Origin of the sequence: Salinirubellus salinus (assembly GCF_025231485.1) — an archaeon.
GTDB lineage: Archaea > Halobacteriota > Halobacteria > Halobacteriales > Haloarculaceae > Salinirubellus > Salinirubellus salinus.
In genome coordinates this window covers 1,037,364-1,050,210 of sequence record NZ_CP104003.1, presented here as the reverse complement: position 1 = coordinate 1,050,210, position 12,847 = coordinate 1,037,364, and the positions used below count along the sequence as shown (strand labels likewise).

The following is a 12,847-nucleotide window of genomic DNA, read 5'->3' as shown; positions in this document are numbered from 1 at the left end:
CTCCTATCGACCAGTGACCGACACGTCGGCCGAACGGCGGAGGCCGCTCACGGGGAGCGTCACCGTCGCGGATCCGCCGGGGGCCAGCGTGGGGACGACGGCCTGCCCGACCATCGCGTCCGGCGCGGACCCGCGGACAACCACGCGTTCGACCGAGACGGACCCGAGGTTCGAGACCTGGACGGAGACACCGCCGTCGGCGGCAGTCGCGTTCAGCGCCACCGCCCGGCGGAGCACGACAGTGTCGCCGTCGACCTCCCGTGGCTGGTCCGCCACCTCGTAGGTCCCGGCGACGGAGACCGTGGCCACCCCGTCTGGCGCGTCGAGCGACTCGACCGGGAGCGCGACCGTGCGGGACTCGCCGGTGGCCAGCGTCGACACCACTCGCTCGCCGACCGAAGCCCCGTCGCCACTGGCGTCGAGGACGAGCTTCTCGACGGCCACGTTCCCGAGGTTGGTCGCCGTCACGAGCACCTGCCCACCCGAGACGTTCCCACGGAGGCGGACCCGGTCGTCGAGTTCGCGGGTCGTGACGGTCGTGGACGCGTTCACGGTCCGGGTCGGTCCCCCGGCCAGCGTGTACTCGACCGTCGCGTCGAGGTCGGTCTCGCCCGCCGTCTCGGGGGTCACCTCGAACCCGAACGTGGTGGTCTCCCCGGCGGCGAGTGTCGACCGGACGCGCCGCGGCCGCTCCACGGTCACGTCACCGTCGAGCCGCACCTCCACGTTCCGAAGCTCGCGGTCGACGCCGTTCGCCAGCGTCACGGTCGCGTTCGTGGTCACACCGGCCACCGGCCGACGGAGGTCCACCTCCACCTTCGGTGTCGCGTCGGTCACGGACACGCGTAGCGGGTAGGTCAGCTGGAGGTCGTCCTCGGTCTGCTGGCCCTCGCCGTAGACGACGACCCGGAACGTCTTCTCGCCGGGGTCGCGGAACCGTAGCCCGAACGGGACGGTGAGCGACCCGCCCGGCGAGATGACACCGGGGTCCTCGACCCGGGAGAGCTCGTCGAGCCGGCCGCCCGCGTTCCGGATGGCGACGGCGTCGATGCGGTAGGCCTCGCTGCTCGACGCGAAGTTCTCGATGGTCACCTCGGCGACGAGCCGCTCGCCCGGCACCGCGGGGTCCGGCGTGACCGTGACGTTCGTGACCGCGGCGTTCAGCGGCGTCGTGCCGGCGACGAACCCGACCCCCGCGAACGCCGAGCAGAGGACGACGAGCGCGAGTACGACGGAGAAGCCACGCCCCACTCAGACCACCCCGAAGATGCCGTTCAGTCTGAGTACCAGGGCCAGCGCCACCGGCCCGGCGACGGTCAACCCGGCCTCCCGCAGGCCGAGGGACTCGGCGTGTCGCACCGCGAACGTCCAGAGGAACGCACTCCAGAGCAGGAAGACGATACCGACCAGTCCCGAGACGAGGAACTCGGGGCGCGACTGGAGTTGCTGGACGAACGACTGGACGGCCTGCGGGTCCTGCGGGAACCTGACGCCGGAGAAGACGACGAAGTTGGCCCCCGCGCCGACGATGGCACCGAAGACGGCCGGGACGAACCCCCAGCCGACGAGCGTCAGGGTGGTCCGGAACTCGCCGCTCGCGTCGAACGCCACCGATCCGACGACGTGGAACGCCACCGCGTACAGGAGCCAGATCACGTACGTGGCCACGAGGGCGAAGACGGCACCGAACACCTGGATGGCGGTGACGAACGCGCCGGCCTCGGCAGGGAGTGCCGTGAGCGTCGCCTGGAGGATGGGGTAACTCCCGACGACGCCGGCGAGACCGACCAGCGTCACGACGAGTGCCGGGCCGAGGAGGGACGGTGACTCGTGTCGCGCTTCGAAGAAGGCATCTGGATTCGTGAGGAGGGCTATCACACGTGTCGGTCGCCCGCTGAACACTTCAAACTACGTTGAGCGAGGGGGAACCCGGACCCCGTCCGGGTTCCGGAGCCGTCGCTCGAGGGCTGACGGTCGGGAGTGAATCGCGGTGACGAGCGTGGCGGCCCGAGGGCCAGCCGACGCTCGCTCGTTCAGTGGTCCTCGTCTTCGTAGACCCACGCCGCGGAGTCCAGCTCCCAGTCGACGAGTTCCGCCTCGTCGAAGAACAGCGCGATCTCACGCTCGTTCGCACCCTCGTCCTCGTGGTCCGAGCCGTGGATGACGTTCTGACCGAGGTCGAGTCCGTAGTCGCCGCGGATGGTACCCGGCGGGGACTCGGCGGGGTCGGTCTCGCCCATCATCTTGCGGACCTGGCGGGTCGCGTCGGCACCCTCCCAGACCATCGCGAAGACGGGTCCGGAGGTGATGAACTCGACGAGACCGTCGAAGAACGGCTTGCCCTCGTGCTCGCCGTAGTGCTCGTGGGCGAGCTCCTCGTCGATCTGCATGAACTTCCCGCCGACCATCTTCAGGCCGCGGTCCTCGAAGCGGGAGACGATGTCCCCGATGAGGCCGCGCTGGACGCCGTCGGGCTTGACCATCACGAAGGTGCGCTCGTCGTGGTGGCTCATTCCTCGTCGTCCTCCTCGTCGTCGGTCTCGGTCTCGGCTTCGGCTTCCTCGGACTCAGCGCCCTCGTCGACGTCCGCGTCGACCGCCTCGGCGTCGTCCTGCACTTCCTCGGCGTCCTCCTCGACCGCTTCGAGGTCGGGCGCGGCGCCCTCGGCCGCTTCCTCCTCCGTCTCGGTCTCCTCGACCGGTTCGGGCTCGGGTTCGGCCTCGACCTGCTCCTGTGCGGGACCCTTGTTGGCGCGGCCGGCGCTGGTCCACTCCAGGTCGCGGGCCTCGCGGCCCATCAGGTAGTTCTTCTCCGCCTTCGAGTCGACGAAGTGGAGGATGGTGCCGTCGTTGGCGACGTACATGATGCCCGTGCCGGGCTCGATGTCCTCGCCGGTGTAGTCACAGGTTCGCTTTTGGACCATTATCGACCACCGATGGCGTCGGCTTCGCGGGCGGTCTCGCGGAGCTGGATGACGTCGCCCACGCGGACCGGACCCATGACGTTTCGCGCGATGATGCGGCCCTGATTCGAGCCCTCCTGGATGCGGCACTTGACCTGCATGGCCTCGCCGTGCATCCCGGTCTTGCCGACGATCTCGATGACCTCGGCGGGCGTGGAATCGGAGCCTCCCTCTTCCGCGGACATCTTACCGGAGTTCCTCGAGCTTCGCCGCGATGTCGTCCACGTCGCTGGCGGCCTCGCCAGCGTCGACGATGGCGGCTGCCGCACTGCCGACCTCGAGGCCGGCCGCGTGGCCGACGTCGTCCTGCGTGCCGACGAAGAGGTACGGGATCTCCTTCTCGGCACAGAGATCCGGCAGGTGCATCACGACTTCTTCCGGGGAGACGTCCTCGGCGACGAAGACGAGCGCCGCGTTGCCGCGCTCGACGGCCTTCGTCGTCTCGTTGGTCCCCTTTCGTACGCTACCTGTGTCTCGGGCGACCTCGAGGGCCTCGAGCGCGTCCTCCTCGAGTTCGGCCGGGACGTCGAAATCTACGTATACTGACATTGTGGTGTTCACCTCCCGCGCGTGGGCTCGCGCTCCCCCGCCTGTCGGACAGTCCCCGAGTCCGGGTCCCGTCCTCGCGCCGCCCGGTGCGGCGCGGAATCCTGAGAGGCTAGGAGCATCACAGCCCCGCGCAGGCTGTACCCTCAGTTACCGAATCGGGGCATAAAAACGCTTTTGAACGGTCTCGCGACTGTCACGGCGGCACACGCCCTCGCTCGCCACGGCGGTCCGTCGCTGGCGAAGGGGTCTTGCCCCGTCCCCGCCCAAGAGATGGTGTGTTAGCCGACGCCGTCCGTGCCCTCCGCGAGGAAGCCCTCGCCACGAACGAGCGACGGCTCCTCGTCCTCGCCGGCAGTCGCGAGGCGACCGCCGACGCCGCGGAACGTGCCCTCGACGCCGCCGACGTGCCGATGGGCGACCGGACGGTCGTCGCCGACCGCCGGATCTGTGCCGCCGAGGAGCTCTCGCTCGACGAGTCCACGTCCCTCCTCGGCACCACGCGGACCACGGTGGTCCTCGACTGTCACGACCAGACCCGACCGAACGCCATCGGCCGCGCCGTGGGTGCCGTCGACGGCGGTGGACTCCTCGTGTTGCTCACCCCGCCGCTCGACGCGTGGCCCACCGCACCGGACGGCCTCGCGGACTCGCTCGCCGCGCCACCGTTCACGGCCGACGCGGTCACGGGGCACTTCCGACGCCGCCTCGTGGATACGCTCCGTGCCCACCCCGGGGTCGCCATCTACGACGCCGACTCGGGGACCCTCGAACGCGACGGGCTGACCCACCCAGCGCTGCGCGTCCGGTGGGTCGACGACGGCGGCGACGGGACTCGTGGGGACCGAACCTTCCCCGAGGCGGCCTACGACGCCTGCCTGACCGACGACCAGCGGGCCGCCGTCGCGGCGCTGGAGTCGCTCCACGACGCGGGGGTGGTCGTCCTCTCGGCGGACCGGGGACGGGGGAAATCGAGCGCCGCCGGCCTCGCCGCCGGTGCGCTGGTCGCCGAGGGCCGACGCGTCCTCGTCACCGCCCCCGGGTCGCGGAACGCGCGGGAGGTGCTCGCGCGGGCCGAGGAACTCCTCGAGTCGCTCGGGTCGCTCGACGGCGCTGACGGACGGCGCGTCGTCTCGACCACGGGGGGCGAACTGCGGTTCCTCGACCCGCCCGAGGCGACCCACCGCGTCGGCGAGTTCGACGCCGTCGTCGTCGACGAGGCCGCGGCGCTCCCTGTCGACACCCTCGCGGCGTTCCTCGCCGGGCCACCGGTCGCCTACGCCACCACCGTCCACGGCTACGAGGGGACCGGCCGCGGCTTCGACGTCCGGTTCCGCGACCGACTGGCCGACGCGGGACGCGAGGTGACCGACGTGACGATGACCGAACCCATCCGGTACGCCGCCGGCGACCCCGTGGAGGTGTGGGCGTTCCGGGCGCTCCTGCTCGACGCCGGGCCGCCGGCCGACCAGCTGGTCACCGACGCCGCCCCCGATGCCTGCGAGTACCGCACGCTCGACGCCGAGGCGCTGCTGGCGGACGAGAACCGCCTGCGCGAGGCGTTCGGCCTGCTGGTCCTCGCGCACTACCGCACCGAACCGGACGACCTCGCCCGACTCCTCGACGCGCCCAACGTCGCCGTCCGGGCCCTCCTGCACGACGGACACGTCGTCGCCGTGGCGCTGCTGGCGCGCGAGGGCGGGCTCTCGGCCGACCGTCGCCGACGGATGTACGAGGGCGAACGCGTCCGCGGGAACATGCTCCCGGACCTGCTGACCTCGCAACTCCGGGACGAGGACGCCGGCGAACCCGTCGGGGTCCGTGTCCTCCGCATCGCCACGCACCACGCCGTCCGCTCCCGGGGCCTCGGCTCGCGGCTGCTGGACGAGGTCGTCGCCGAGCTGCGGGCTGGCGGCCCGTGGCCCGACCCGGTCGACTACCTCGGCGTCGGCTACGGCGCGACCCCGGACCTCCTCCGGTTCTGGGAGCGGAACGGCTTCCGCTCGGTCCACCTCTCGACCACCCGGAACGACCGCTCGGGCGAGCACAGCGCACTGATGGTGCGGCCGCTCACCGACGCCGGGCGCGAACTCCACGACCGCTCGGCGACGTTCCTCGCCCGGCGGCTCCCGTCTGTGCTCGCCGACGCCCTCGACGGGGCCGACCCGGACGTCGTCCGCGGCGTGCTCGCCGCGACGGACGCCCCGGTCCCGCTGGACCTGACCGCACGCGAGTGGCGCCTCGTCGCCAGCGCCGCCTACGGACCGGGGATGTACGACGCCGCCCCCCGCCCGTTCCGCGGGCTCGCCACTCGCGCGCTGGTCGACGGCGTGGACGCGCTCGACGCCAGCGCGGAGCGGTTGCTCGTCAGGAAGGTGCTGCAGGCCCGGGACTGGGAGTGGGTCGCCGACGACCTCTCGTACGTGTCGAAGCGGGCGACGATGCGGTCGCTGGGTGACGCCTACCGACCGCTGGTGGACCGCTACGGGACCGACGTGGCCGCCGAGGAGGCGGCGCGCTACCGATGACGCCGCTCGTCGGGGTGGGACTCCCGCTCGCAGTCCGGTCGGTCCCCGGACTCCCCGCCGAACTGTTCGGCTTCGAGACGGCACTCCTGCTCGCCGTCGCGCTCTGCGTGCTCGGGGTGGTGGGGAGCGTCGTCCCGCTGTTGCCCGGCGCGGGACTCTCGCTCGTCGGTGTCGGGCTGTACTGGTGGTCGACGGGGTACACCGACCCCGGCCCGTTCGTGCTCGTCCTGCTCGTCGGCGTCGGGCTGACCGCGCTCGTCGTGGACTTCTTCGGCGGTGCGCTCACGGCCCGTGCCGGCGGCGCGTCGCTCAAGACGACGGCCGTCGCCGCCGCCGTCGGGCTCCCGCTCGTGTTCGTCGCCGGCCCCGTTGGCCTCCTGCTCGGTATCGCCGGGACGGTGTTCCTGCTGGAGTTGCGCGAGAGCGAGGACCTGGAGGCGAGCGCACGCGTCGCCGCCGTCGCCACGGTCGGCGTCCTCGCCTCGGCGGTGATGCAGGCCCTGCTGACGGCGACGGTCCTCGTCGGGCTCCTCCTCGCCGTCGCCGTCTGAACCGGGGCGAAAAGGCCGAGTCCCCGCCCCGCCGAAGAGCGCGTATGCAGTGTGCCGAGGACGGGTGCGACCGGACCGCCGCCGTCAGACTCCACATCCCGTGGGCGGAGGACCGAGCGGTCTGTGCGGCCCACGCGAGAGGCCCGGCCACGCAGGACGGCGTCGTGGCCGAGCCGCTGGAGGACGGGGAGTTCCCCTGAGTCACCGGCCGTCGCGCTTGGCGACGATGCCGAGGCCGTCCATCGTGAGCACCGTCTCGCCCTCGCCGCCTGTCGTCGTCACGGTCACCCGCGTGTGGCCGAAGGCGGGGTTCTCGCCCGCGTGTTTCTCGACCAGTTCGACCGTCACGGACAGCGTCGTGTCGGGGTAGACGGGGGCGTGCCAGCGCACGTCGTCCATCCCTCGGCCACCGAGCGACGCGGTGTCGTTCATGTAGCCCTGTACGAGCAACCGGGCGCTCAGCGCACAGGTGAGCCACCCGCTCGCGACGAGGCCACCGAACATCGACTCGCTGGCGGCCGCCGGGTCGACGTGGATGGGCTGTGGGTCGTAGCGCTCGGCGAAGTCGAGCATCTCCTCGCGCGTGACCTCGATACTCCCACAGTCGTGCGTCTCGCCCACGGTCAGGTCCTCGAAGTAGCGTCGGTCGTCGGGCATGGCACTCCGGTGTCGGAGAGCGGCATGTGAGGTGTTCGCACCACCTGACAGAGCACGAACCGTGGCAGTGGGGGACGCCGATACGACAGATTGGACGTCGATGCGGTGCGGTCGCGGTCGGGTCGCGCGCCCAGCCGCCGTGAGCGGTCCGCGCAGCGGCCCCGAGCGAAACAGGTTGGGCTATGGACGGTAGGCCATCATCACCTCGTCCACGTACGCCCCGTCGATCTTGTAGTGGTCCTCGCGGATCGCCTCGGTCTCCCACCCCTCGGACTCGAGGAACGCGATGGCTCCCTCGTTGGTGGTGGGGACGGAGTTGTAGAGCTTCTCCGTCCCGAGGTCGCGAGCACAGTGCGAGCCACGGGCCAGCAGTTTCCGACCGATGCCCTTGCCCCGGTGGTCCTTGACGACCCCGAGCGTGAGTTCGGCGGTGTGGGCGAGCGCGGGGGTCTCCGGGTGTTCGAGGTGGACCCACCCGGCCACCTCCCCGTTCACCGTGGCGACGAACACGACGCGCGAGGAGAGCTCGTTGTGCCGGAGCAGCACCTCGTCGCGGTCAACCTCGTCGGCCAGCGTCGTCCCCACGATGTACGTCTCGTCGTCGAGCGCCCGGTGGATGGTCTCCACCACTGCCGGCAGGTCGTCCTGTGTCGCCTGCCGGATGAGGAACTCCATCCCGTCGACCTCGTGGTACTCCGGGCCGGCGTCGTCGAACTTCACCCGGAGTTCGTCCGCCTCCTGTTCGAGGACGCCATCGCGCTTGAGTACCGTCACGTACGACCCGAACTCGCTCTCGCCCATCCCCAGCGCCTTGCGGGCCGCCTCGTAGTCCACCGTCCCCTGCTGCTCGACGTACTCGTAGACCTCGTTGCGCCCCTCGTGACCGAACTCCAGGTCGTCGGTGAACTGCATGAGGCGCGTTACCACACGCCGGTACTTAACAATTGTTGCCGACTCTAGCCAGCGAAAGTCCCCGACTCGACGGTTACGGGACGTGGGTCAGCACCGCCGCCGTGTCCCGCACGTCGTGGGTGTCGACCACGAGTTCGGCCGCCGTCCGCACCGTGTACTCGGGGTCGTAACTCACCCCGTAACACCGGGCGTACAGGGCGAGCCAGTCGTTCATCGCGCGCTGGAGCCGGTCGAACTCCTCGCCGTCGAACCGGGTCAGCCTGCCGCCGGTCCGTGCCTCGAGGTAGACGCTCACGGTGGGGCCGAACCCCTCCCGGAGGTACGACAGCGCCCGTTCCTCGTCAGGCGGGTCGTCTGGTGGGTCGAACGACTCCCGTGCCTCGCTGGCCCGCTGGGCGAGGTCGTCGATACGACCGGCGTACTCGCTCATCCCTCGTCGTAGGCGACGCCCTTCCCGCCGCTGGGGTGTGTCCACTTCGTATCGGCGACGACGGCACACGTCCCGCACTCGACGCAGGGTTGCGTGTCGAGGCTGACGACCCGCTCCGTGCTGCCGTTCGTCTTCACCTCCTCGGCGCGGTAGCAGCCACCACCGTAGTCGAGTGAACTGACCGGGCAGGCGGTGACCGCGGCCCCGCTGGCCTCCCACGACCGGTCGAGCACCTCGATGTGTGGCTCGCCCACGTCGTAGGTGAGTTCGCCGATGCGGTCGGCCAGCGACGGGGGCTCGACGTGGTTCTCGGTCGTCACGCGCTCGCCCAGTTCCTCCGCGAGGACGGTCGGGACGGTCACGTAGCCGGTCTTCGTGTCCGGCAGGAGTTTCATCACCGTCGGGGAGTTGAACAGGCGCTCGACGGTCCCCTCGAGCGACCGCAGCGCGAACCGGCCGACGGGCGACTCGACCACCGTGTCGACGATGGTCGTCATCGACTCGTTCTCCGTCAGCCCGCGCGTGGCCTCGTAGGCTGGCGGGCGGAGTTTGCCCATCACGCCCTCGCTCTCCAGTTTGCGCTGGTACTGCACGCCGGCCTTCGTCGCGTCGCCGCGCCCCTTCGCCTCGACGTACGCCTCGGCCGCCAGCGCACCCGCGCTCACGGCGTGGTTCATCCCCTTGATGATGGGGCCCTGTGCCTGCATCTGGCCGGCCGCGTCACCGACCAGCAGGAGTCGCCCCGAGTGCGGTTCGGGGTGTGCCACCTTCTTCGAGTCCGGCACCAGTTTCGCCGAGTACTCCACCTCGGTGTACTCCTCGTCGAGCCACTGGCCCAGCAGCGGGTGGGTCAGCAGGCCGTCGAGCAGGTCGGTGACCTCCGCCTCCTCCTCGACGATGCTGTCGAGGTGGAACACGTTCCCGATGGAGAGCGTGTCACGGTTCGTGTAGAGGAACCCGCCGCCGCGGACACCGTCGTAGAGGTCGCCAGAGAACAGGTGGGCCTCGCCCTCGTTCGGGCCGATGTCGAAGCGGTCCTCCACGGCGTCGCGGGGCATGTCGACGACGGCCTTCACGCCTTGGAACCACTCCTCCGGTTCGTCCCAGTCCATCAGCCCCGCGTCCCGTGCGAGTTCCGAGTTGACGCCGTCGGCGGCGATGATGACGTCGCCACGGATGGGCTCGACGTCGTCACAGGTGACCCCGGTTATCTCGCCGCCCTCGCGCAGGAGGCCGTTGACCCGCACCTCCGTCAGGAGCCCACCGCCCGTCTCGCGGGCGCGCTCGTGGACCTGCTCGGCGAGCCACGAGTCCATCTTCCGGCGCAACACGGCGTCCGCCCACTCGGTGTCGTGGTGGTGCAGGTCCGAGATGTCGAACGTCTTGACCCGGTCGCCGGCCACGTTGTGTATGTAGTTCGTCGTGATGGGCCGCTCGGTGGCCTCGTCGCGGAAGCCCGGGAACAGCCCGTCGATGGTGTACGGTGCGGACTCCTCGGCGTAGATGACGCCGCCGGAGACGTTCTTCGAGCCGGCGTCGACGCCACGCTCGAGGACGAGCGTCTCGACGCCGGCGTCAGCGAGTCGGGCCGCGGCGGCCGCCCCGCCGGGCCCCGCACCGACGACGATGGCCTCGTAGTGCTCGTAGTCGTCAGTCATCGGTCGGCTCACCTCCGTCGGACCCTGCGGGTCCAGACGTGGCTCGCGAATCCCCGATTCGCTCACCTCCGTCGGCCACGGCCTTGATGTCCATCTGCCCGCTCTCTATCGCCTCGGTCAGCATCGGGAGCACCTCGAACAGGTCGCCCTCGATGAAGTAGTCCGAGAAGTCGACGATGTCCGCGTCCGTGTCCGTGTTGATGGCGATGATGGTGTCGGACTCGTCCATCCCGACCTTGTGCTGGACGGCACCGGAGATGCCGACGGCGATGTAGATGGGGGGTTCGACCACCTGACCGGACTCGCCTATCTGGCGCTCCTCTGTGACGTACTTCGCGACGTGCCCGTCGAACTCGTAGGAGGCCGTGATGACCCCTCGCGAGAGGCCGAGGTCGGCGTCCTCGAACGCGTCGACGAGGTCCAGTCCGAGTTCGATACCCTTCGTCGGGTCGCTCCCGATACCGCGGCCGAGTGCGACGATGACCTCGCGTCCGGTCAGGTCGACGCCACCGTCGAGCTGGTCGTACTCGGTGACCTCGACGTCGAGCCACGACTCCTCGAGCGGCAGTTCGTGGTGGACGACCTCGCCCTCGCGCTCCGGGTCCGGGTCCGACAGCGGGAAGCTCCCGGGGATGACCGACGCCCCCTGCGGGTGGAACTCCCGGTCGGGCTTGTCCAGACAGAGGATGGTCGAGTACTCGAAGCCGGAGAAGTCCGGGCGCTTCATGTGGAAGACGCGCTGGAACTCCACCTTCTCGCCCGGCTTGCCGGTCTTCGCCGGGTTCGATATCATCGACTCCGTGATGTAGAGGTCCGAGCAGTCGCTCGCCAGCCCCGAGTCGAGTTCGGCCTGTACCGTCGCCGAGAGGTCACGGCCGTTGTTCGTCGCCGGGAACACGGTGTAGCGCGGTTCGTCGTAGTCGTGCCACTCCTCGTCGGGCCGGTCCTCACGGCCGAACTCGTGCCCCGCGCCGCGCGCCATGTCGCAGAACACCTCGGTGAACGGCTTGAGTCGGAACCGCGAGAGCGCGGGGTCGTCGGCGTAGACGGCCACGTCCGCGCCGTACGCGATGGTCTCCTCGGCGAGCTCCTCCACGTCCTCCCCGATGACGACGGCGACCACCTTCTCCTCGGTGTCGTAGTCGTCGTTGTACGTGTCCATCAGCTCGCGGGCCTTCCCGAGCATCTCCTTGGACACGTCGATGAGTTCGCCCTGCTGGGTCTCGCAGTAGACCCACATGTCCTGGTAGTCACCGCCGTCGAGCGCTCGGACGTGCTTCTTGTCGGCCGTCGGGTGGTCCAGTTCGGGGTACTTCTCCTCGGGACTCTGGGCCTCGACCTCGCCGGCGTCCTCCGCTTCCTCCTCGTCGCTCCCCTGGACGGAGTCGATGCGGCTCTCGATGAGCCGTTTCACGCTGTCGCGGTTCTCGCCGGCCTCCTCCTGTTCGAGGAGGGCCTCGAGGTCGGCCACCTCGTCGATGTCCCGGACGGCGTTGCCGACGTCCGCCACCGACATCCCGGCGAGCTCGACCTCGCCGTCGCCGTCGTCCGCCTCGTCCTCGGAGAACTTGTCGATGCGACTCTGGATGAGCGCGATGGCACCCTGGCGGTTCTCGCCGCGGTGTTCCTTCTGGAGTATCTCCTCGAGCTCGGAGACGTCGTCGATGTCCTTGATCTTCGGTCCGAGTTCCGGTATCGTGTGTTCGGTTGGGTCTAGTGTCATCGGTCAGTCTGCCGCGTGTGGCGCGAGCGTCTCCAGCACTTCACTCATCCCCGCCTCGTCGTCCGCGTCGATCATCGTCGCCTCGCGCTCGGCCGGGGCCTTCGGGATGGGGTCGACGGACGAGACGATGGTGGGCGACCCGTCCAGACCGACGTAGTCCGGGTCGAGGTTCAGTTCCTCGTGGTCCCACATCGTGAGCGTGTCCTCGTAGTTCTCGGCGCGTGCTCTCGTCTCCGCGCGGAGGTCCTTCAGGGTGAGTCGCTCGCCGGCGGTCCGGTAGGACGGAGCGAACTCCGGGTCCGCGACGACGAACGCCGGGAGCGACGTCTCGACCGTCTCTATCTCCTTCACGTCGCCCTCGACGAGTCGTTTCGCGCGGAGCGTGCCCGCCTCGGTGTCCACGTCCATCGCGACGACGTGGGTCACGATTGGCCAGTCCATGCACCAGCAGGTCTGGGGGCCGGTGTGGCCCGTCTCCCCGTCGGCCGTCTTGAACCCCGCGAAGACGATGTCCGGCGTCTCCTCGAAGTGGTCGAGTGCCGTCGCGAGCGTGATGGAGGTGGCCCACGTGTCCGCCGCCGCGAACTCGCGGTCGGAGACGAGATAGCAGTCGTCCGCGTACACGTCACGCATCCCCTCCTGCAGGATCTCCTTGTACCCCGGTGGGCCCATGCTCACCAGGCTGACCCGCCCCCCGTGGCGCACCTTGGTCTGGAGGGCGGCACGCAGGGCGTGCTTGTCGTTCGGGTTCATCACCGTCGGTGTCTTGCCACGTTCGAGATGCCCGTTCTCGTCGAAGGACACCTGTCCTTCGCGGAAGTCGGGTACTCCCTTCGTGAGTACGACGCTGTGCATTGGTACCTCTCAACGTGTCGCCGGT

General features: G+C 69.9%; 15 protein-coding genes. 3 read left to right on the top strand and 12 right to left on the bottom strand.

The window, feature by feature from the left end; translation table 11 throughout:
• Positions 1-3: 3 nt before the first annotated feature.
• The 6 genes from N0B31_RS05790 to rpl7ae form a co-directional block, all read right to left on the bottom strand.
• Positions 4-1,251 carry a COG1361 family protein gene (locus tag N0B31_RS05790; RefSeq protein ID WP_260594907.1) on the bottom strand — a complete coding sequence of 416 codons (1,248 nt, stop codon included), beginning with the start codon at positions 1,249-1,251 and terminating at the stop codon, positions 4-6.
• A complete protein-coding gene (locus N0B31_RS05785) occupies positions 1,252-1,878 on the bottom strand; it encodes a YIP1 family protein (RefSeq protein WP_260594906.1) in 627 nt (208 codons plus the stop codon). It abuts the gene before it with no gap.
• Between the two features lie 155 nt (positions 1,879-2,033).
• On the bottom strand, positions 2,034-2,513 hold the full coding sequence (gene ndk, locus N0B31_RS05780; protein ID WP_260594905.1) for a nucleoside-diphosphate kinase: 480 nt from the start codon (positions 2,511-2,513) through the stop codon (positions 2,034-2,036).
• Positions 2,510-2,923: a 50S ribosomal protein L24e gene (locus N0B31_RS05775; RefSeq protein ID WP_260594904.1), complete on the bottom strand. Its 414-nt coding sequence runs from the start codon at positions 2,921-2,923 to the stop codon at positions 2,510-2,512. Before N0B31_RS05775 ends, ndk begins: the two co-directional genes overlap by 4 nt.
• Complete coding sequence (locus tag N0B31_RS05770) at positions 2,923-3,147, bottom strand: 30S ribosomal protein S28e (protein WP_260594903.1); 225 nt, start codon at positions 3,145-3,147, stop codon at positions 2,923-2,925. The genes N0B31_RS05775 and N0B31_RS05770 overlap by 1 nt, the downstream gene beginning before the upstream one ends.
• A 1-nt stretch (position 3,148) precedes the next feature.
• Positions 3,149-3,511, bottom strand: coding sequence for a 50S ribosomal protein L7Ae (gene rpl7ae / locus N0B31_RS05765; RefSeq protein ID WP_260594902.1), 363 nt, complete (start codon positions 3,509-3,511; stop codon positions 3,149-3,151).
• Between the two features lie 275 nt (positions 3,512-3,786).
• Here rpl7ae and tmcA point away from each other — a divergent pair, with 275 nt between their 5' ends.
• Genes tmcA through N0B31_RS05750 form a run of 3 tightly spaced genes read left to right on the top strand, consistent with a single transcriptional unit; the run spans position 3,787 to position 6,787 of the window.
• Positions 3,787-6,036 (top strand): tRNA(Met) cytidine acetyltransferase TmcA, encoded by a 2,250-nt coding sequence (gene tmcA / locus N0B31_RS05760; protein WP_260594901.1) that lies wholly within the window; start codon positions 3,787-3,789, stop codon positions 6,034-6,036.
• Entirely contained in the window at positions 6,033-6,587 is a 555-nt protein-coding gene (locus tag N0B31_RS05755; RefSeq protein ID WP_260594900.1) for a DUF456 domain-containing protein, read from the top strand. Before tmcA ends, N0B31_RS05755 begins: the two co-directional genes overlap by 4 nt.
• Positions 6,588-6,631: 44 nt before the next feature.
• Positions 6,632-6,787: a DUF8014 family protein gene (locus N0B31_RS05750; protein ID WP_260594899.1), complete on the top strand. Its 156-nt coding sequence runs from the start codon at positions 6,632-6,634 to the stop codon at positions 6,785-6,787.
• Position 6,788: 1 nt separating this feature from the next.
• On the opposite strand, the gene N0B31_RS05745 is transcribed toward N0B31_RS05750, so the two are convergent.
• The 6 genes from N0B31_RS05745 to N0B31_RS05720 form a co-directional block, all read right to left on the bottom strand.
• On the bottom strand, positions 6,789-7,244 hold the full coding sequence (locus N0B31_RS05745; protein WP_260594898.1) for a MaoC/PaaZ C-terminal domain-containing protein: 456 nt from the start codon (positions 7,242-7,244) through the stop codon (positions 6,789-6,791).
• A 180-nt stretch (positions 7,245-7,424) separates the two neighbouring features.
• Positions 7,425-8,156, bottom strand: coding sequence for a GNAT family N-acetyltransferase (locus N0B31_RS05740; protein ID WP_260594897.1), 732 nt, complete (start codon positions 8,154-8,156; stop codon positions 7,425-7,427).
• Between the two features lie 73 nt (positions 8,157-8,229).
• A complete protein-coding gene (locus tag N0B31_RS05735; RefSeq protein WP_260594896.1) occupies positions 8,230-8,586 on the bottom strand; it encodes a DUF8055 family protein in 357 nt (118 codons plus the stop codon).
• Entirely contained in the window at positions 8,583-10,244 is a 1,662-nt protein-coding gene (locus N0B31_RS05730; protein WP_260594895.1) for an FAD-dependent monooxygenase, read from the bottom strand. The genes N0B31_RS05735 and N0B31_RS05730 overlap by 4 nt, the downstream gene beginning before the upstream one ends.
• A complete protein-coding gene (locus N0B31_RS05725) occupies positions 10,237-11,967 on the bottom strand; it encodes an electron transfer flavoprotein subunit alpha/FixB family protein (protein WP_260594894.1) in 1,731 nt (576 codons plus the stop codon). Before N0B31_RS05725 ends, N0B31_RS05730 begins: the two co-directional genes overlap by 8 nt.
• A 3-nt stretch (positions 11,968-11,970) precedes the next feature.
• Entirely contained in the window at positions 11,971-12,822 is an 852-nt protein-coding gene (locus tag N0B31_RS05720; protein ID WP_260594893.1) for an electron transfer flavoprotein subunit beta/FixA family protein, read from the bottom strand.
• Between the last annotated feature and the right edge of the window lie 25 nt (positions 12,823-12,847).